The following is an 18,381-nucleotide window of genomic DNA, read 5'->3' as shown; positions in this document are numbered from 1 at the left end:
GCTGCCATAAAAGCCCTCCCCCCTCAAACACCTCCGCCCACTGTAGCCGTAGCGCTGGCAGCGTGGCCACCGGCATCAGGCCAGGCGGGTAAAGCTCACCGCGCATCTGGGTAACGGCCGGGTAACCCAAAAACCGCTACGGCACCGCCGCGTACCTTGCGGTATGAAACTGCTCCTGCTTGCCCCGCTCCTGCTCCTGGCCGCCTGCACCTCCACCGACCGCGAGTCGTCGGGCCAGAGCATGGCCGAAACCATTCCGGACGACCTCAAGAGTGAGCAATCCACGACCGAAGCCGTGGGCGAAACCGGCCGCAACCACGGCTACATCCGGCGCTTCTACCAGCAAAACGGGCAGTACTACGTGGACGTGGACTATGTGCAGTTTCTGAGCGGCGAGGCCGCCGTGGCCGCCGCTCGCCGCAAAGGCGACGCGGCCGTGGACGTGGTGAACGGCGACACCGTGTACTCGGTCTTCAACGATTATTACATCGTAAACGACAACCCGCAGGTGCGCACGCTACGCTTGGCGCCGCAGGCCACGTTCACGCTGTGGCGCGCCGGCGAAAACGGCCTGGAGCGCGTGCCGGCCACTCCGGCCAAACTGCAGGCCGATGTGCCGAAGGTGCTCACCCTCTCGCCGTTCATCATCGAAACCGAAAATGGCGTGGTGGTGAAGGCCGACGAGCAGTACGTGCCGTAGCGCCCCAGTCCGACGCCGGAGGCGTCCGACCGGTTGCCGCCCGCTTACGTTTGGGGCGCCGCCGTTGCTACGGCGCGCCCTTCAATTGGTCGGACGCCTCCTGCGTCGGACCGAGGGCGGCGTCGCTTACCCTACGAACGGCGCTTTGAACTCGGGTGCCACGCGCTTTTTGGCGGCTTGCTCGTAGGCGTAAGCCAGGCCCAGCAGCGGGCCTTCCTGCCAGGCGGCGCCCACAAACGAGAGGCCCACCGGCAGCCCGTAGACTTGGCCCATGGGCACCGTCACGTGCGGGTAGCCCGCCATGGCGGCCGGCGATGAAAAGCCGGGCCCGCCGCCCGAGTCGCCGTTGATCAGGTCGATGCAGCGGGCGGGGCTGTTGGTGATGGCCACAATGGCATCGAGTTGCTGCGCACGCAGCACGCCGTCGAGGGCGGCGCGGGCGCCTTGCTGCGACTTGCGCAGGGCTGCCAGGTACTTGGCGCTGCCCAGGCCTTCCAGCTTCTCAGAAGCTTCCAGAATCTCCTGCTGGAAGAAGGGCATGGCTTTGGGCTTGTTGCGGGTGTTGAAGGCAATGACGTCGGCCAGGGTTTTCACCTCCGCGCCAGCCGTGGCCAGGTACTTGTTCACGCCGTCCTTAAACTCGTAGAGCAGCACGTCGTATTCGGCCTCGCCCAGCGGGTCGGTCAGCTTCTCCACCTCCACTTCCACCACCGTAGCGCCCTGCGCCTTGAGCAGCTCTATGGCCGTTTTGAATAGCGCTATGGCGTCGGAAGCACCAGTGAGGTGGCCTTTCTCGATGCCCAGCCGCTTGCCGCGCAGGCTATTGGGCTGCAAGAACGTGGTGTAGTCGGCCGGAATCTTGCCGGCGCTGGCCTTGGTGACGACGTCGGCGGCGTCGGGGCCGGCCATGGCGGCCAGCAACAGGGCGGCATCGTGCACGGAGCGGGCCATGGGGCCGGCCGTGTCCTGGGTGGCCGAAATCGGGATGATGCCGGTGCGGCTCAGCAACCCCACCGTTGGCTTCACGCCCACCAGCCCGCAGCACGAGGCCGGCGACACAATGGAGCCATCGGTTTCGGTGCCGACGGCCACGGCGCACAGGTTGGCCGAAGCCGCCGCGCCCGAGCCGGCGCTGCTGCCGCTGGGCGTGCGGTCGAGGATGTAGGGGTTGCGGGTCTGGCCGCCGCGGCTGCTCCAGCCGCTGGTGCTGCGCGTGGAGCGGAAGTTGGCCCACTCGCTGAGGTTGGTTTTGCCCAGCACCACGGCCCCGGCCTCGCGCAGCTTCCGTACAATGAAGGCATCCTGGGTGGCCTTGTGGGCCGCCAGCGCCAGCGAGCCGGCGCTGGTGCGCATCTGGTCGGCGGTGTCGATGTTGTCTTTGATCAGGACCGGAATGCCATGCAGCAGGCCGCGCAGCTTGCCGGTTTTGCGCTCCTGGTCGAGCTGGTCGGCAATGGTCAGGGCGTCGGGGTTGAGCTCGATAACGGAATTGAGTTGCGGCCCGGCCTTGTCGATGGCTTCGATGCGCTTCAGGTACAACTCGCACAGCGCCCGCGCCGAGCGTTGGCCGCTTTTCATCTGCTCCTGCAGTTGCGCCACCGTGGCCTCGTGCAGCTCAAACGGCGCCATCTCTGATCCGGCCCCGGCCGCCGTACCGGCTTCCGGCACCGCCGACGAAGGCGACGACGAGCACGCGTCCAGCGTGAACGTGGATAGGGCCAGGCCGGCCAGGGAGCTGTTGCGCAGGAAGAGTCTACGGTTCATCGGGAGCAGGGTGCGGGGAAGGTGGTTTTGGCGGGGAAGATAGAACAGAATCGGGAGCTGCGGGCGGCAGATTTAGCCGGCCGAGCCCGGCCCCGGCTTCGGCTTGTTGCGCTGGCACTTCTCGCCGCAGTATTTCACCTCGTCCCAGCTGTTGCGCCACTTCTTGCGATACTCGAAGGGGCGGCCGCAGGTGAGGCAGATTTTGGTGGGCAGGTTGCCCTTGACGAGCTTTTGGGGAACAGGCATAAGGCAGATTCAGGCTGGCAACGTACTGCCCAAACACCGCCCCGCCTTCATTGGTTATAGCCGCTGCTTCACGCAAGCCGGGCCTGCTGCACGGCTCCCGCGCCGGTACTCCCATAATTCTACACGCCAACAGCCCGCCCAACCCCGTATTCAGGTAGGTACATAGTTCACGTTATTCCCTTCCCGACTCACATGCCCGTATTTTCTTTTATCACAGCACCCGCAGCCGGCCACATGCGGCACTTTGCAGCGGCCACCCTCCTGCTAGGCGGCCTGCTGACGGCCTCCTGCTCCAACGACGATGACGACGACATGGCCACGCCAACCGCCCCCGACTCGGTGGCCTTCACCGTGTCCAACCTCTACCCCGAAGGCGTGCAGTACGACGCCAAAAACAGCCGTTTCCTGGTCAGCTCCCTCACCACCGGCAATGTGGGCCAGGTGAAAGACGACGGCACCTACAGCGTCTTTGCCCCCGGCTCCGGCGCCGGCATCATTTCGGCGGTGGGCATGAACCTCGACGACAGCCGCAACCGTCTGCTGGTGGCCTCGTCCAACGGCACGCTGCGCAACGTGGCCAAGCTTGTGAGCTTCAACCGCGACAATGGGCAGGTGCTGTTCAACACCGACCTAGGCGCCCTGCGCAGCGCCCCCAACCACTTCGCCAATGACATTGCCGTAGATAACCAGGGCAACGCCTACGTCACCGACAGCTTCGCGCCGGTGATTTACAAGGTGGATGCGCAGGGCGTGGCCTCGGTGTTTCTCGACAATCAGCAGCTGGCCGCGCCAGCCGGTGCGTTCGGTCTCAATGGCATCGTGTTCCATCCCGACGGCTTTTTACTGGTGGCCAAGTCTGACGAAGGCGCGCTGTTCAAAGTGCCCGTCAGCAACCCCGCTGGCTTCACCCGCGTGACCACCACTGGCCTCGACCTGCGTGCTGCCGACGGCCTGTTGCTGCAGGACAGCAATACGCTGCAGGTAGTGACTAACAGCCAAAGCAAAGTGTACCGCCTCAGCACCAGCAACAGTTGGGCCGCTGCCACGCTCAGTAGCACTTTCGCTACACTGCCCCAGTACCCCACTACCCTCACCCGCCGCGGCGTCGACAGCTACGTGCTGTATGCCAACCTCGATAAGATGATGCAAAACCCGCCCGTGTCGGTGTTTACCATTGGTAAAGTGCGGTTTTAGGTACTGAGCCTTTAGGCAATCGTCTAAGATGAGTCAACAAAAAAGGGGCGAATCCTACGTAGGATTCGCCCCTTTTCTATGTGGTGATGGTGCAGTTAGAAGGTGTTGCCGGGAGCGGCTTGGCGGCGCAGCTCCTGCACTTCCCGCTCCAGCTCTAGCGTCCGGAAAGTCACTTTCACTTCCAGATCAGCGTAGGCGCGTTCCAGGTCTTGCTCCCGCTTGCGGAGAGCAAACTCGGTTTCCTTTTGCTCCTGGATATCGGTGCAGGTGCCAAACCATTGCTTGATGTGTCCCTGCTCGTCGAACTGCGGGCGGGCTTGCCCTAGGAACCATCGATAGTTGCCGTCCTTGGCTTTGAAGCGGTACTCGATTTCGTAGAAGTCGCCGGTGGCCAGCGAGTGGCCCCACACCTGCCGGGCCCGGTCCTGGTCGTCGGGGTGGAGCAGGTTGTTCCACATATCGGGCCCCACGCTGTCGGCCAGGGTGTAGCCCGTAAAATCTATCCAGCGCTGGTTGAAGTAGATATGGAAGCCGGTGGGGTCAGTAAACCAGACCAGTTGCGGAATAAAATCAGCGAGAAAGCGCATTTGCTCACTGGTTTGCTGCCGGAGCTGTTCTTCAGAAAAGATTGGTTCGGTATTCATGCAACGAAAGGCTTAGCAGGGCCGGGCCAGCTGGATTTCCATGCCCGACTGAAAGTAGAGGTTAAGTTGGCTTTGCAGGCCATCGGTAGAGCGCCGCAGGCGGGTGATGAGCGCGCGGGTTTCTTCCCGCAGTAAACGCAACTCCAGATACGGACGGTTCAGCAACGAGTCGCGCTCCATGGTCCACTGGCCGGAATCTTGCAGCTCGGGGGCCTGCACCTGCACCGTGCCGGGCCGGATAGAGAAGCGTGTGGCCAGTGCCAGCGAGCTATCCGGAGCGTTACGGTTGAGCACCCGGTCGGCTACGCACCAGTCGCCGGTGAGAAACTCCTCGGGTATCTGCTGCAGGTTCACGTCGAATAAAATATCGGTCATAGAGCAGAAAATGAGGGCTGAAAGAAGAGTTCGAACTTAAGCAGGTAACCTTACCCGCCAGACTCTGTTTCCGCCAAGCCTCAAATTTAGCAAAGAGTTCAACTACGCCCACTACCCGCAAGCCACACGGCTTCGCGCTACAGCCAGAAGCAGCGGCCAGCAGGGCTTTATTCGCCTTCGCTGAGCTTTTTGGCCAGCGGCGCCGGCACCCCGGCACTGTTGAGCAGCCCACTTACCAGCCCCTGCCGCCACAGCGAAAACACAGAGAAGCGCAGCTCCCGCGCGGAGGTCATGCGGCCCGGGCGCAGCTCCTGGCCGGCCTGGCGGGGGTTGTTGTCGCGCAAAAACACGCCGTTGACCAAGGTGGTGCCTACCCGCCGCAGCGCATCGCGCCGGCCCTGGCGGTTGAGCAAGTCCAGTTTGAGGTTGGTGTAGGACGCCCACATGGTACCCTGAGCCTGCCGGCGGTCCAGCTGCAACTGAAAGCGGATGGTGCCAATGTCACCGCTCCGAAACCGAATGCCGCGCGTGGGAACCACCATAGGGTTGAGAATGGCCAGCGGCGCGGCCCCGAACGAGCCAACCAAACTGTGACGCCCCTGGGCATCGAGCAGGTTGGCCCGCACCGCTACGCGGGCAAAGCTGCGGCCCTGCAGCACTCCGGCGGCTTCGCCGGTAAGGGGCCGGGTGGCACTCATGCGCCGCGGGTCGTTGCTGATGTTGCGGAGCGTAACTTGGAGCTGCCGGATGGCCAGTACGCCGGGCTGGGCGTTGCGTGGGGCGCGGTAGCTCATGCGCACCTCGCCGTCTTGGAGGCGCAGCCGGCGCACATCTACCCGCACCGGCAGCCTGCCAATAGATTCTGGTGTGACCACCGAGCGGTTGGGATTAATGGGTGGGCGGCCGTCGCTGGCCGTTACGACCCGCACGCGGCCCAACGCAATACTACTGGCCTGCAGGCTGCCGTGGCGGGCCAGCGCACCTATGTCAAAGCCTTGTGCCGCCAAGTGGTCTGCCTGCACCGATACGTGCGCAGCCTGGTGGCCCTTGCGGCGCGCCATGGCCTCTACCGACATAGTAGGCGCTACAGAAATGCGCGTAAGCATAAGCTGCCGGGCACGGGTGTCAACCTGCAAGCCGCTAAATGTGGCGTGATAATACGGAGCATCCATCTCCAGCCGCCCACTACCGGCACGCAGTTGCCAGGCCCGGGCATAGAACAGATTGTGCGCCGCATTGTAGGCGGCTGCCGTGGGCCGGATTTCTGTCCCGACAAGCGCGATACGGCGCAATTCCGGCCGGTGGTCTTCTCCCAGCACCCGCACCTGTCCGTCGGTTACGCGCACTTGGCCCAGCCGAATATCCTGGAAATAGGGAGCCAGCAGTTGGTGCGGCGGGGGTGGCGCTACGCCAGGCAACGTTACGGCCAATTGCGGTGCTACCAGCACCAACGAATCGGCCCGGAACCGACCGCCGGTTAGCGCGGCAGCGGCCAGGCCCGCCAGTTGCAGTTGCGGCAGCCACAGCGCCACCCGGGCGTCGGGTGTGCGCTGGCTGCTAATGGCCCGTAGCGGCACCAGCCGCACGGAGTCGAGCTGCACCTGCTGGCTGGCAGAAGCCAGATGCAGCTGCCCTACACGCACCACATGGCCGGGCACCCGCGCCAGCAGGCCCCGGGCATGGGCGGTCAGGCTGCGGGCGTAGCCAATGCGAGTGGTGTCGGCGGCCCCGGCGGCACTCAGCTCTACGTCGGTGGCTTGCAGCGACGCCTGGCGGAGCTGGGCCACGGCGTGGTGTACGGTGCCGTAGCGCAGCTGCGCCCGGCGCACGGCCACCCTTCTCAGGCGCAGGCCAAGCAACCCTAGTGGCAGCTGCTGGTAGAGAGGCCGGGCCGTATCAGCCGGGGCCGGCAGCCGGGCCAGCCGCAACCGCACGGAATCCAGCACCACACTATCTATGGGCACTACCTGGCGGCGAACCACCGCCAGCAGCCCAACGCCCGCCACCTGAAGTTCTTTAACAGCCAGCTGTAGATCGGGCAGCCGGGCGGTATCGGCGGCGGCAGTTGGCTGGGTGCGAAGCTGCAATGCCCGGGCCGTGACCGTGCGGGCCCAGAGGTGGGTTTCCAGCTCGCCGATGCGCAGTTCATAGCGGCCTTTGCTGGCAGTGCGAACCTGCTTTTCCAGGGTCTGGCGCAGCCACGGGTCGAGCCCAAACACAATAAACACCACTGTCAGCAACACCAGTAGCAGGCCCACGGCACTCACCCACCAGCCCCAGCCCCGGCGGGGCGCGGCAGAAACAGACATGGCAGCAGAATCGGTGGTGGGTTGGGACACGAGCGGTTACGTACTGCCACAGTGGCAATGAGAAGTCAGAGGGCGTAACCGGCGAGGCAGCCGTACGGTTTACATATGCGCCTGGGGTTCTCCGCCCGGCAGCCCTGCCCTTACGGCAAATCACCGGGCCAGGGCGAAGCTCGGCGGCAGTTTGTTGCAGTTTACCGGCTAATCTGACTTGCAATGCGTTGGCGCCGCAACCATCCGGCGCCAAGAGAGTAACAGTAGGCCGGCTGGCGGCCACAGTCCCCGCTCATTGTTCTACTCGTTTATCAACCGATGCTCGCCATAACATCTGTGCTGAACCCGCAAAATGCGGAGCGGATCAACCGCATTATCAAAAGCCTGGAAACTGAGTTTGGCCTCGACGACGTGCAGGCCACGCCCGAGCCGCACCTGACCTATCAATTGGCGGGTGTGCGCAAGCTCTCGGCCCTCAATCAGGTGCTGCGTGAAGTAGCCCGTCAGACGGTGCCTTTTCCGGCCTTCACCACCGGCCTGGGGCTGTTTCCGGGGCCCAATCCGGTTATCTACATTCCGGTGCTGCGCTCCGAGGCCCTTAACCGGCTGCACCAGCGCATTATTGAGGCCACCAGGCCGCTGTGCCTGCGCACCGACAAGTTCAGCGGGCCCGACTGCTGGCTGCCACACATCTCGCTGGCCCTGCACGATACCACGCCTGAACTGTTGGGACCGGTGCTGCAGTACCTCAACCAGCAGACCTTCAACCTGAAGCTGGCCATCAACAACCTGACGATTATGCGCCAGGAAGGCGAGCAGTTTCTGCCCGAAAAGGTGTTTCACTTTGAGGGCCACAAGCAGGACGTGGCGCCGCTGCTCTTCTAATCACGGATTTTTGCGGATTAGCCGGATTACGCGGATTTTGTGGACGGCGCGGTACCACCGTCGTTGCTGACGGCTGAACTTATCGTTTAGTGGTACCACGAAGCCATGCGAGCAATTCGTAGCACCACAGCACAGCGTCCACAAAATCCGTGCAATCCGGCTAATCCGCAAAAATCCGTGAGTAGCTTTGCCCTTACCAATTCACCTACTGACCTTCGCTCATGTACCAAACCGTACTTGTCCTGCATTCCTGGAGCCGCTGGCTCGTGCTTATTTTCGGGCTGATTGCCATTTTCCGCGCTTTTGCGGGATGGCAGGGCCGCAAGCCTTTCTTGGGCGCCGATAACGGCATGGGCGCTTCCTTCGTGGGCTCCATGCACCTGCAACTGCTGCTGGGCCTGATTCTGTACTTCGGCCTGAGCCCGTTCGGCGTGAAGGCCTTTGAAACGGCCGGCGGCGCCGTGATGAAGGACCCCACCGGCCGCTTCTGGGCCGTGGAGCACCTCGTGACGATGGTGCTGGCCGTGGTGGCCGCCCAGGTGGGCCGCACGCTTTCCAAGAAAGCCACCGACCCGGTGCTCAAGCACAAGAAGGCCTTCATCTGGTTTACAATTGCGCTGCTGCTGGTGCTGCTCATGATTCCGTGGGGCATCTGGAACCCGGCCCGCCCGCTGTTCCGCTTCTAGCCGCTCTGGCTCACCAAACGGCCCGCTTATCCTCAGGATAGGCGGGCCGTTTTGCGTGATATGGGCAGCCCCGGCGGCTTAGGGGTTCATGAGCAGGAACAGTAGGTTGTGGTAGAGAATACCCTGCTCGCCGTCGTGCATTCCGTCGAGGCCGGCATCTTCCAGCAGCGCCTCCACCTCTTCGTAGTCGGTGAGGAACTCAATTTCGGGCTCGTCCTCGCCTGGCACCTGGGTGTGGGCCAGATAGCGCCGCTACGGCTCTACCGTAATGAACAGCTTCTGGTGGCGGGTCTGGGCAATAAGCAGCGCCTCGTACGCCTCAACTGTATCCTCGTCGAGGTGGACGTAGACGGTCGTCTTTTCGGCGGCGGCGGTGTGCAGCAGGTAGGTGGCGGGGTCGAGGGGCATGGCGAAGGGGCCTGGGTGAGGAAGCAGGCCAAAGGTAGCAGTTACGGCCGGGCCGGCTGCCCCGCGTCACCAGCAGCCGGCCGGTAACTCTATGACTTTTTATTATTCAATTTCGCTATTACCCAACTAGCAATGCTTCAGCATACATGCTGCATATCTAATAATTATATAATAAAAATTATACCTTGACCTAAGCCGTTGGTCAACGGCCGCTTGCCTCACCCTTCTCCCCTATTCCCTATGAGCCAAAATCTTCTGGAACTCGTTCAGGACTACTTCGCCGGCGACACCGTGCGCCAGACCAGCACGGCGCTGGGCGAAAGTGAAAGCGGCATTGGCACGGCCCTGCGTAGCGTGGTGCCCATGGTGCTGGGCAGCCTGTTTGCCCGCTCACAGCAGCCGGGCGGCAGCGAGGCGCTGTTTGGCATGGCTCGGCAGGCGCACTCCAACGGTATCTTGGGCAACCTGGGCAGCCTGCTGGGCGGACTGAACAGTGGCAGCACCACCGCCCCGGCCACCGATGGCAGTCTGCTCAACCAGGGCAGTGAGCTGCTGCGCTCTGTGCTGGGCAGCAACTATGCGCCGGCCGTGGAAGGCGTGAGCCAGCAGGCCGGGGTGCGCACCTCTACCGTGAGCAGCCTGCTGAACATGGCCGTGCCCGTGGTGCTGGGGCTGCTGGGCCGCCACGCCGCCACCAACAACCTGGATGCGGCCGGCTTTGGCTCGTATCTGAATGGCCAGCGCGGCAGCATCATGGGGGCCCTCGGAAGCCTGCCCGGCGGCCTGGGGGGCATGCTTTCCGGCCTGGGCCTGGGAGCAGGAGCCGCGGCCACCGGCTTGGGCTCGGCGGCGCAAAACGTAGGCGCCGCGGTGCATAACACCGCCGAGCGCACCGCCGACACAATGCGCAGCACCGCCCGTGAGGTGGAAACTGCCGCCACCTCGCCCAGCCGCTGGCCCTGGCTGATTTTGCTGCTGCTAGGTTTGGGAGCCCTGTTCTACTTTATGCGCGGCTGCAACAAGACGCCCGATACGGCCGCCACCGATCCTGTGGCCGCCCCACCCGACACCACGCAAATGGTGGCCGCTCCCGCCGCCGCTGCGCCTACCGGCCGCTACGACGCGGCCAGCGGCAACTACATCTACGACACCGGCACCACCACCGACCTGGCCCTGCCCGACGGCACCCGCCTGAACGTGGGCAGCACTTCGGTGGAAGCCCGGCTGTTCAATTTCCTGAACGACAGCGGCCAGTCCGTGAGCGACGACAAAACTCAGGGCTGGATGAGCTTGGAACGGGTGTACTTCAACACCGGCAAATCGACGCTCACGGCCGAGTCGCAGGCGCAACTGAAGAACCTGGCCGCCATCCTGAAAGCCTTCCCCAACGCTGCCGTGAAGCTGGGCGGCTACACCGACAACCAGGGCCAGGCCGAAGCCAACCTGCTGCTCAGCGCCGACCGTGCCAACGCCGCCCGCAAAGCCGTAATGAACAACGGCATCGACCCCGGCCGGGTGTCGGCGGAGGGCTACGGCATCGAGCATCCCATTGCCTCCAACGACACGCCCGAGGGCCGCGCCCAGAACCGCCGCGTGGACGTGCGCGTGACCAAGAAGTAGCCGCCGCAACCCGCTGCTTCTGCCAGGCCCGCCGCTGATGTTCAGCGGCGGGCCTTTTTTGTGGCCGGGCCTGCCCCCAATGGTGGCCTTGGCAGGAAATCCTACCTTCAGGCCTCCGAACTTTTCCCACCCTCATTCCCACCCACCCCATGACAAACCCCGCCGACCATGCCTGCATCAACGGGCAGCGCCTGAACCCCGAAAGCCTGATGATGAGCTACGGCTACACGCCAGCCTGGAGCGAAGGCGCCATCAAGCCGCCCATTTTCCAGACCTCCACTTTCGTGTTCCGGAACGCCGAGGAAGGCAAGGCCTTCTTCGAGCTGGCCTACGGCCTGCGCCAGCAGCGCCCCGACGAGGAAATGGGCCTGATTTATTCCCGCCTCAACAACCCCAGCCTGGAAATTCTGGAGCACCGCCTCTGTCTTTGGGACGAAGCCGAGGAAGCCGCGTCCTTCGCCTCGGGCATGGCCGCCATCAGCACCACCCTGCTGGCGCTGCTGCAGCCCGGCGACGTGGTGCTGCACTCCGAGCCCGTGTACGGCGGCTCCGACTTCTTCCTGAAAAACGTGCTGCGCAAGTTCGGCATCGAGGCCGTGGGCTTCCGACCCACCGCCACGCCCCAGGAAATGGAGGCTTTGGCCGCTGGTATTGCGCCCGGCCGCCTGGCCATGTTGTTTGTGGAAACGCCCGCCAACCCCACCAACCACCTCGTAGACCTGGAAGCCTGCGCCGCCCTGGCCCGCCGCCACAGCACCGCCGAAAAACCCGTGCGTCTGGTAGTAGACAATACCTTCCTCGGCCCGGTGTTCCAGCACCCGCTTAAGCATGGAGCCGATGTGGTGCTGTACTCGGCCACCAAGTTTCTGGGCGGCCACTCCGACCTCATTGCCGGCGCCGCCCTCAGCAGCCGCGCCCTCATGAAGGAAATCAAGGCCATGCGCACCTTTATGGGCACCATGTGCGACCCTAACACCGGCTGGATGCTGATGCGCAGCCTCGAAACCCTGAAGCTGCGCATGGAGCGCGCCGCCACCTCCGCCCAGCTCATTGCCGACTGGCTGCGGGAGCACCCGCTGGTGGCCCGCACTTACTACCTTACTCACCTGGAGCACTGCCCCGTGCAGCAGGATATCTACCAGCGCCACTGCCTCGCGCCGGGCTCCATGATTTCGTTTGACATCCGGGGCGGCGAGGCGGAGGCCTTCCGCTTCCTCAACGCGCTGCGCCTCATCAAGCTGGCCGTGAGCCTGGGCGGCACCGAAAGCCTGGCGGAGCACCCCGCCACCATGACCCACTCCGACATCACGCCCGCCGAGCAGCACGAAATGGGCATCTCTCCCCGGATGATTCGCCTCAGCATCGGCGTGGAGGACCCGCGGGACCTGATGCTGGACCTGAGCCAGGCGTTTGAGGCTGTGGGCCTGCCGCAAGCGGTGCGGGAGGTTGAAATGGCCTAACATTAGCCCGTATGCATACCCAGCATGAAACCCAGGCCGCCTATTACTATTCTTGTCTCTACAATTCGCTGGTGCTGCTGGCCGCCTCACCGGATTATCTGGCGAAACTCGCTGGGCCCACGTTTGACCCCGTTTTTGAGTTGGAAGCTGAGTTTGATTATGCCTTCCGGTATCCGGCTTTTGAAGAAGTTTTCACGACCGGTAAAGTGAGCGAATTGTTGAAGGATGAATTGCTTACGCTCAAGAGCCGCGTGCTTGCTCTGCCACCGGAGGCCTGGCACTGGGACTCCATCAGTTCAGCTGTGGCATGGCAAGAAATACGAGTTAAAGCCGATAGCCTTCTAACCCACTTAGGCGAGTTGAGACGGGAGTACGATTTCAGCTTCACCATCCATATTCCGAGCCAGTCATAAAAATAAAAAGTCCGCCGCTGGCTATCAGCAGCGGGCTTTTTTATGCAGTATTTAGTATTATTAATTCTTCAATCCTACATCCTGCTGCATCCAGCCTTCCACAGTATGTCCTCCGTCTCCTTGGTTTCTGCACCTGTTGCCGCGCACCAGTCCCATCCTTCAGAAGCGGCGCACACCTCTTCGGCCTGCCTGAACTGCGGCCACCCCGTACCCGACCGGTTCTGCGGGCGCTGCGGGCAGGACGCCCACCACACCCACCGGTTCACGATGGCCGACATGCCCCACGACGTGCTGCACAGCATCTGGCACGTTGATAAGGGCATTCTGTACACGCTGCGCACCATGGTTCGCCGGCCGGGCCCTACCATCCGCGAGTACCTGGCCGGCAAGCGCGTCGACCACTTCCGGCCCCTGTCGCTGCTGTTTTTCATCACCGGCCTCTACGCGCTGCTGTACGCAGCGCTGCACATCGACATGATGCCGCCCCGCGACCCGGCCATGCCCGAGGCCGTGTATCAGATGCAGGCCTCGTCCACTACCTTCTTCATGAAGTACCTGAGCTGGTTTTACGTGGCCATGGTGCCGGCCTGGGCGCTGGCGGCCCGCCTGTGTTTGCGGCGCGGCGGCTACAACTACGCCGAGTGCCTCATCATTGCCTCGTTCATCACGGCCATCAATAACTTCCTTACGCTATTGTTACTGCCCGTCACGTACGCCTACAGCGGCACGCCCCAGATTCAGTCGTTCAGCCTCTACGCGCTGCTGCTGGTGACTGGCTACGCCTCGTGGGCCTATGGCAACCTGCTCAATCATACCACCCTGGGCTGGCTGGGCCGCCTCTGGCGCGGCTTCCTGACCTTTATGCTGGGCTACGGAATGGTGATGGTGGTGATGATGGTAGCGATGTTTACCTCCAACTGGTCCAGCATCAAACAATCAGTGCAGCAGCAGGCCAAAGCCAAACAGGAGCAGCAGCGCAACGCCGCACCGCCCGTGGACCGGCCGCAGTAGGCGCCGCCGCTTGCAGGGCCCGCACAGAGAAGCCCACACAGAAAAGCCCGCCGCTGAAGCTCAGCGGCGGGCTTTTCATTTATGGTCGGCAGTGGCCGGACGGTGGCGCGAACTGGGTAGCTCGCGCCCCGCTGAACGACAACCGGTGCAACAGTGCCGTAGCGGCAATTACTGGCCCAGCACCATGGCAAACACCAGCGGCGCTACAATGGTAGCGTCCGACTCGATGATGAACTTGGGCGTATCCTGGCCCAGCTTGCCCCAGGTGATTTTCTCGTTCGGCACGGCACCGGAGTACGAACCGTACGAGGTGGTGGAGTCCGAAATCTGGCAGAAGTAGCCCCACAGCGGCACCGAGGTGCGGCCCAGGTCCTGGTGCAGCATGGGCACCACGCAGATGGGGAAGTCGCCGGCAATGCCGCCGCCAATCTGGAAGAAGCCTACTTTGCTTTCCTCGGTAGCCTGCTGGGTGTACCAGTCGGCCAGGTAAATCATGTACTCGATGCCGGTGCGCACGGTGTGCACGTTCTTGATGTCGCCGGAAATAACGTGGCCGGCGAAGATGTTACCCAGCGTGCTGTCTTCCCAACCGGGGCAGATGATGGGCAGGTTTTTCTCGGCGGCGGCCAGCATCCAGCTGTCTTTGGGGTCAATCTGGTAGTACTGCTCCAGCTCGCCCGACTTCAGGATCTGGTAGAAGAACTCGTGAGGGAAATACTGCTCACCGGCTTTGTCGGCCTTTTCCCAGAACTTCAGCACCGAGTGCTCGAGGCGGCGCATGGCTTCTTCCTCGGGAATGCAGGTGTCGGTTACGCGGTTCATGTGGCGCTCCAGCAGGGCCTGCTCGTCGGCGGGGGTCAGGTCGCGGTAGTTGGGCACCCGCTCGTAGAAGTCGTGGGCTACCAGGTTGAAGATGTCCTCCTCCAGGTTGGCACCCGTGCAGCTGATGATCTGCACCTTGTCCTGGCGAATGAGCTCGGCCAGTTGGATGCCCATTTCGGCGGTGCTCATGGCGCCGGCCAGCGTTATCATCATCTTACCGCCCTCGGCCAGGTGCTTGTTGTAGCCCTCGGCGGCATCAATCAGCGCGGCGGCGTTGAAGTGGCGGTAGTGGTGCTTGAGGAAGTTGGTGATTTGCATGTTAGTGCTTGGTTTATGGTGTTTCTCGGGTCATGCAGAGGCGCAGCCGAAGCATCTTGCGTGCTGACGTTGGATTATATTCCTGAGTCAGCAAGCGAGATTCCTCGCAAGCTCGGAATGACGTTCTTGTTGAAAGGCACTAGTCACCTATACCGGCTCCTCAATCATGAGGTTGTGGTTGGTGTAGATGCAGATGTCGGCGGCGATGTGCAGGGCTTCCTCTACCATCTGGCGGGCGGTGAGGTGGGGCGCGTGCTTCTTGAGGGCTAGGGCCGCGGCCTGGGCGTACATGGCGCCCGAGCCGATGGCGGCCACGTCGGAATCGGGCTCCAGCACGTCGCCGGAGCCGGCAATGATGAGCAGCTCGTCCTTGTCGCAGACCACCATCATGGCTTCCAGCTTGCGCAGGTACTGGTCTTTGCGCCACTCCTTGGCCAGCTCGATGGCCGCGCGGCGCAGCTGGCCGCTGTAGTTGCCGAGCTTCTCCTCGAACCGGTCGAGCAGCAGAAACGCATCGGCCGTGGAGCCGGCAAAGCCGGTGACCACCTTGCCGTCGTGAAGCTTGCGCACCTTGCGCACGTTGCTCTTGGCCACGTGCTTGTCCATGGTGGCCTGGCCATCGGCCCCGAGGGCCACCTGGCCGTTGTGGCGCACGCCCAGCACGGTTGTAGAACGGATTTTCATGGGGTAGTTAGTAGTTGGCGGAAGTCAGGAACCGGAAAAACGCTTGTCATCCTGACGAAGCAAGGACCTTGTCACGCCCGAACAACTAACGGGTATCCGTCTTGTTCAGGCGTGACAAGGTCCTTGCTTCGTCAGGTTGACAGCTGGTTTCGGGCTGACGTCCTATCAGAATCGGGCCTGCAATTTAGCAAAGTAAAACCGCCCGTTCGCGCCCATCTGCACCGGGTCCCAGGCGCCGCCGGTTTCCGTGCGCTGCGGGTCGAAGAGCGTGGGGTAGCGGTTGAACAGGTTGGTGCTGCCCGCCGAGAGCTGCAGGTGGTCGGTGAGGGCGTAGCTGAACGTGAGGTCCGTGGTGATGCGGGCGTCGTAGTTCATGTCGGCGCCGTCGAAATCCACGAGCCGCACCTTGTCGAAGCGCACGAAGCGCAGCAGCGTGCTGAAGCGGCCCAACTGGTAGTCGAAGGTGAGGTTGATTTTGGACGGCGGCGCCGAGGCTTTCACAAACGCCTGCTCGCGGGGCCCGAAGAAGTCGTCTTCGCGGCCGGCCAGGCGGCCGGTGGTCTGCACCCGGTCAATCTTCAGGTTGTTGACGTTGGCGGCCAGCGTGGAGTTGAGGCGGCCGGTGCCCAGCGTGGCCGTGTGGTTCAGCACCACATCCAGACCAATAGAGCGGGTGTCGGCGGCGTTGGCAAAGAACTGCGCCTGGTCTACGTTCAGCGCCACCAGGTCGGGCCCGATAACCGGGTCGTCGGCCGAGAACTGGCTGGTGAGCACCACCCGGTCTTTCACCTTGATGTAGTAGCCATCCACGGTCAGACTCAGCGACGAGCCCAGGCGGCTGGTAAGGCCCACGTTGGCGCTGTTGGAGGTTTCCTGCCTCAGGGCCGGCACACCCAGCTTCTGCGTTACGGCGCTGTTGTTGCGGGCCAGCAGCACCTCCACCGGGTCGCCGTTGATGAAGTTGGTGAAGGTGGAGTTGAAGTTAATCTGGGCCAGCGACGGGGCCCGGAAGCCGGTGCTGTAGGTGCCGCGCAGGGTCAGAAACTCGGTCAGGTTGTAGCGCGTGGATACTTTGTAGTTGAGCGTGCTGCCGAAGTCGGTGTAGTGCTCGTAGCGCAGGGCGGCGGCCAGCAGCCACTGCTGGGTCACGCTCAACTCGGCATCCACGTAGGCGCCCACGTTGTCGCGGTCGGCCTTTATGGCGTCGGCGGGCTGGTAGCCGGGGAAGCCCTGCGAGCCGCCCGATTTGGTGGGGTCGTAGTTGCGGTAGGAGGCTTCCTCGCCGGCAAACAGCGAGTACCATTCGCGCCGGAATTCCGCCCCGGCGGCCACGTTCAGGCCCTGCAGCACGGTTTTGTAGTTGCGCGTCAGGCCTAAACTCACCACGTTCTGCTGCAGCTGGAAGCCACCGGCGTTGAAGCTGGTGGGCGAGGCCGCGCCCAACGAGGCGTTCAGCGTGTTGCGCAGCCCATACTCGAAGCGGTTGGAGCCGAAGTTGTTGCTCAGATCCAGCTCCCACTCGCCCAGCTTGGTGCGCACCCCGGCCACGGCCGACACGTCCACGATGTCGCTGGTAATGATGGGGTCGAAGCCGTTGGGGTAGATGGATGGTACGTTGCGGTCGTCCTCAGCAAAGCGGGTCCAGGCGTAGGCGTCGCCCTTGCGCTTGTTGGCGCCCCCAAACACGTACACGTGCGTCTGGTCGCTCACGGCGAACTTGGAGTTGAGGTAGGCCGACACGTTCTGCACCTTCGGGTCGCCGTACTCGCGGCGGGCCAGTGAGCTGGAATCGGGCACCGGCACGTTGGCGCGCTGGGTGTGCTGGCGCTGGTTGAAATCGACGGTGGCATTTATAAAGCTCCCCTGCTCGCCCAAACCCACCCCGTAGTTGACGTTGGCGTTGAAGTTACCGCCATCGAACTGCTGGTCGTCGCGGCGGTATTTGGCCTCGTAAGCACCGTAGTTGGCGCTGGCCGTCAGCTCGTTCACGGAGCTTTTCAGCACGATGTTAATCACGCCGGCAATGGCGTCGGAGCCATACTGGGCCGCCGCGCCGTCGCGCAGAATCTCAATCCGCTCGATGCTGGCCGCCGGAATGACGTTCAGGTCGGTGCCGGTGTTGCCACGGCCCCGCGAGCCAAACAGGTTCACCAGCGCCGACTGGTGCTGGCGCTTGCCGTTCACGAGCACCAGCGTCTGGTCGGGGCCCAGGCCGCGCAGCGAGGCCGGGTCGACGTGGTCGGCGCCGTCGGAGCCGGTCTGGCGGTTGGAGTTGAACGAGGGCGCCACAAACTGCAGCAGCTGGTTGACGTCGAGCTGGCCGGTTTTGGTGGTCACTTCCCGCAGATCGATGATGTCCACCGGCGAAGGCGAATCGGTGACGGAGCGGTTCTGACTGCGCGAGCCCACTACCTGCACCGCGCCCAGGCTGGTGGAGGCGTCGGCCAGCTTCACGCTTACACCGCTACCGCCGCTCACTTCCTGCGTGGTGTAGCCAATCGAGCTGATCACCAGCCGCGGACTGGCCGCCCTGGACGAGAGCGTGAAGCGGCCGGCATTGTCGGTGGCGGTGCCGTTGTTGGTGCCTTTCTCCACCACCGTCGCCCCGATAACGGGCCGGCCAGCGGCATCCAGCACCTGACCGGAAAGCGTCTGCGCCTGGCCATACGCGGCAAGGCTGGCCACGCTGAGCGCAGCAACGAGTAACTGTTGTTTCATACAGGCTATCTGGGTTTCATTGTTGAACCATCAGGTGCCGCCGGCGCAACGCCCTTTTTCGGTAAGTATAGAGTTTTTACAGTGATTTTCAGCCCTTTTGGTGGTCAATTACGTCAGGCAGCCATCCAGCCAG

At 63.1% G+C, this 18,381-nt stretch carries 18 protein-coding genes; 8 read left to right on the top strand and 10 right to left on the bottom strand.

The features are described 5' to 3' along the window. The first annotated feature begins 163 nt into the window (after positions 1–163). Positions 164–700, top strand: a complete 537-nt coding sequence (locus tag N008_RS14500) for a hypothetical protein (protein WP_044016999.1) — start codon at positions 164–166, stop codon at positions 698–700. 126 nt (positions 701–826) lie between these two features. Here N008_RS14500 and N008_RS14495 read toward each other — a convergent pair whose 3' ends face one another. Together N008_RS14495 and N008_RS22390 are read right to left on the bottom strand one after the other, a co-directional pair. Further along, positions 827–2,464, bottom strand: a complete 1,638-nt coding sequence (locus N008_RS14495) for an amidase (RefSeq protein WP_044016997.1) — start codon at positions 2,462–2,464, stop codon at positions 827–829. Between the two features lie 72 nt (positions 2,465–2,536). Further along, the gene (locus N008_RS22390; RefSeq protein ID WP_071884546.1) at positions 2,537–2,710 is read right to left on the bottom strand and encodes a DUF2256 domain-containing protein; all 174 of its coding nucleotides are present in this window, start codon (positions 2,708–2,710) and stop codon (positions 2,537–2,539) included. A gap of 192 nt (positions 2,711–2,902) precedes the next feature. On the opposite strand from N008_RS22390, the gene N008_RS14490 reads away from it, so the two are divergent. Next, positions 2,903–3,904 carry an SMP-30/gluconolactonase/LRE family protein gene (locus N008_RS14490; RefSeq protein WP_081910816.1) on the top strand — a complete coding sequence of 334 codons (1,002 nt, stop codon included), beginning with the start codon at positions 2,903–2,905 and terminating at the stop codon, positions 3,902–3,904. Between the two features lie 95 nt (positions 3,905–3,999). On the opposite strand, the gene N008_RS14485 is transcribed toward N008_RS14490, so the two are convergent. The 3 genes from N008_RS14485 to N008_RS14475 all read right to left on the bottom strand — a co-directional run bounded on the left by N008_RS14485 (position 4,000) and on the right by N008_RS14475 (position 7,232). Beyond that, positions 4,000–4,491, bottom strand: a complete 492-nt coding sequence (locus N008_RS14485) for a PAS domain-containing protein (RefSeq protein ID WP_044016995.1) — start codon at positions 4,489–4,491, stop codon at positions 4,000–4,002. A 69-nt stretch (positions 4,492–4,560) separates the two neighbouring features. After that, positions 4,561–4,923, bottom strand: coding sequence for a hypothetical protein (locus tag N008_RS14480; RefSeq protein ID WP_044016994.1), 363 nt, complete (start codon positions 4,921–4,923; stop codon positions 4,561–4,563). A 167-nt stretch (positions 4,924–5,090) separates the two neighbouring features. After that, on the bottom strand, positions 5,091–7,232 hold the full coding sequence (locus tag N008_RS14475; RefSeq protein WP_044016992.1) for a DUF748 domain-containing protein: 2,142 nt from the start codon (positions 7,230–7,232) through the stop codon (positions 5,091–5,093). A gap of 327 nt (positions 7,233–7,559) precedes the next feature. Here N008_RS14475 and N008_RS14470 point away from each other — a divergent pair, with 327 nt between their 5' ends. After that, positions 7,560–8,108 (top strand): 2'-5' RNA ligase family protein, encoded by a 549-nt coding sequence (locus tag N008_RS14470; protein ID WP_052381576.1) that lies wholly within the window; start codon positions 7,560–7,562, stop codon positions 8,106–8,108. Positions 8,109–8,329: 221 nt separating this feature from the next. Beyond that, the gene (locus N008_RS14465; RefSeq protein ID WP_044016987.1) at positions 8,330–8,794 is read left to right on the top strand and encodes a hypothetical protein; all 465 of its coding nucleotides are present in this window, start codon (positions 8,330–8,332) and stop codon (positions 8,792–8,794) included. 78 nt (positions 8,795–8,872) lie between these two features. Here N008_RS14465 and N008_RS23225 read toward each other — a convergent pair whose 3' ends face one another. Beyond that, a complete protein-coding gene (locus N008_RS23225) occupies positions 8,873–9,022 on the bottom strand; it encodes a hypothetical protein (RefSeq protein WP_156109331.1) in 150 nt (49 codons plus the stop codon). A 24-nt stretch (positions 9,023–9,046) separates the two neighbouring features. Then, on the bottom strand, positions 9,047–9,202 hold the full coding sequence (locus tag N008_RS23220; protein WP_156109330.1) for a hypothetical protein: 156 nt from the start codon (positions 9,200–9,202) through the stop codon (positions 9,047–9,049). 240 nt (positions 9,203–9,442) lie between these two features. Here N008_RS23220 and N008_RS14460 point away from each other — a divergent pair, with 240 nt between their 5' ends. The 4 genes from N008_RS14460 to N008_RS14445 all read left to right on the top strand — a co-directional run bounded on the left by N008_RS14460 (position 9,443) and on the right by N008_RS14445 (position 13,706). Continuing rightward, entirely contained in the window at positions 9,443–10,822 is a 1,380-nt protein-coding gene (locus N008_RS14460) for an OmpA family protein (protein WP_044016984.1), read from the top strand. Between the two features lie 149 nt (positions 10,823–10,971). Continuing rightward, positions 10,972–12,282 carry a cystathionine gamma-synthase family protein gene (locus tag N008_RS14455; protein ID WP_044016982.1) on the top strand — a complete coding sequence of 437 codons (1,311 nt, stop codon included), beginning with the start codon at positions 10,972–10,974 and terminating at the stop codon, positions 12,280–12,282. 11 nt (positions 12,283–12,293) lie between these two features. Further along, positions 12,294–12,695 carry a hypothetical protein gene (locus N008_RS14450; RefSeq protein WP_052381575.1) on the top strand — a complete coding sequence of 134 codons (402 nt, stop codon included), beginning with the start codon at positions 12,294–12,296 and terminating at the stop codon, positions 12,693–12,695. A gap of 105 nt (positions 12,696–12,800) precedes the next feature. Continuing rightward, positions 12,801–13,706: a DUF3667 domain-containing protein gene (locus N008_RS14445; protein ID WP_197062861.1), complete on the top strand. Its 906-nt coding sequence runs from the start codon at positions 12,801–12,803 to the stop codon at positions 13,704–13,706. 168 nt (positions 13,707–13,874) lie between these two features. On the opposite strand, the gene N008_RS14440 is transcribed toward N008_RS14445, so the two are convergent. From N008_RS14440 to N008_RS14430, 3 genes are all read right to left on the bottom strand, one after another. Further along, entirely contained in the window at positions 13,875–14,846 is a 972-nt protein-coding gene (locus tag N008_RS14440) for a deoxyhypusine synthase family protein (RefSeq protein ID WP_044016978.1), read from the bottom strand. A 147-nt stretch (positions 14,847–14,993) separates the two neighbouring features. Then, on the bottom strand, positions 14,994–15,530 hold the full coding sequence (gene hslV, locus N008_RS14435) for an ATP-dependent protease subunit HslV (RefSeq protein WP_044016976.1): 537 nt from the start codon (positions 15,528–15,530) through the stop codon (positions 14,994–14,996). Between the two features lie 165 nt (positions 15,531–15,695). Further along, entirely contained in the window at positions 15,696–18,248 is a 2,553-nt protein-coding gene (locus tag N008_RS14430) for a TonB-dependent receptor (RefSeq protein WP_044016974.1), read from the bottom strand. Positions 18,249–18,381: the final 133 nt, after the last annotated feature.

Source organism: Hymenobacter sp. APR13 (assembly GCF_000737515.1).
Classification (GTDB): domain Bacteria; phylum Bacteroidota; class Bacteroidia; order Cytophagales; family Hymenobacteraceae; genus Hymenobacter.
Note: the sequence above shows the minus strand (reverse complement) of the source record. Positions and strands in the feature narration are given on the sequence as shown.

Excerpts from the sequence above, each read along its gene's own strand:
- N008_RS14480 (WP_044016994.1), bottom strand. The coding sequence starts at position 4,923 with ATGACCGATATTTTATTCGACGTGAACCTGCAGCAGATACCCGAGGAG.
- N008_RS14495 (WP_044016997.1), bottom strand. The coding sequence starts at position 2,464 with ATGAACCGTAGACTCTTCCTGCGCAACAGCTCCCTGGCCGGCCTGGCC.
- N008_RS23220 (WP_156109330.1), bottom strand. The coding sequence starts at position 9,202 with ATGCCCCTCGACCCCGCCACCTACCTGCTGCACACCGCCGCCGCCGAA.
- N008_RS14460 (WP_044016984.1), top strand. The coding sequence starts at position 9,443 with ATGAGCCAAAATCTTCTGGAACTCGTTCAGGACTACTTCGCCGGCGAC.
- N008_RS14440 (WP_044016978.1), bottom strand. The coding sequence starts at position 14,846 with ATGCAAATCACCAACTTCCTCAAGCACCACTACCGCCACTTCAACGCC.
- N008_RS14490 (WP_081910816.1), top strand. The coding sequence starts at position 2,903 with ATGCCCGTATTTTCTTTTATCACAGCACCCGCAGCCGGCCACATGCGG.
- N008_RS14430 (WP_044016974.1), bottom strand. The coding sequence starts at position 18,248 with ATGAAACAACAGTTACTCGTTGCTGCGCTCAGCGTGGCCAGCCTTGCC.
- N008_RS14450 (WP_052381575.1), top strand. The coding sequence starts at position 12,294 with ATGCATACCCAGCATGAAACCCAGGCCGCCTATTACTATTCTTGTCTC.
- N008_RS14475 (WP_044016992.1), bottom strand. The coding sequence starts at position 7,232 with ATGTCTGTTTCTGCCGCGCCCCGCCGGGGCTGGGGCTGGTGGGTGAGT.
- N008_RS14465 (WP_044016987.1), top strand. The coding sequence starts at position 8,330 with ATGTACCAAACCGTACTTGTCCTGCATTCCTGGAGCCGCTGGCTCGTG.
- hslV (WP_044016976.1), bottom strand. The coding sequence starts at position 15,530 with ATGAAAATCCGTTCTACAACCGTGCTGGGCGTGCGCCACAACGGCCAG.
- N008_RS14485 (WP_044016995.1), bottom strand. The coding sequence starts at position 4,491 with ATGCGCTTTCTCGCTGATTTTATTCCGCAACTGGTCTGGTTTACTGAC.
- N008_RS14445 (WP_197062861.1), top strand. The coding sequence starts at position 12,801 with ATGTCCTCCGTCTCCTTGGTTTCTGCACCTGTTGCCGCGCACCAGTCC.
- N008_RS14500 (WP_044016999.1), top strand. The coding sequence starts at position 164 with ATGAAACTGCTCCTGCTTGCCCCGCTCCTGCTCCTGGCCGCCTGCACC.
- N008_RS14455 (WP_044016982.1), top strand. The coding sequence starts at position 10,972 with ATGACAAACCCCGCCGACCATGCCTGCATCAACGGGCAGCGCCTGAAC.
- N008_RS22390 (WP_071884546.1), bottom strand. The coding sequence starts at position 2,710 with ATGCCTGTTCCCCAAAAGCTCGTCAAGGGCAACCTGCCCACCAAAATC.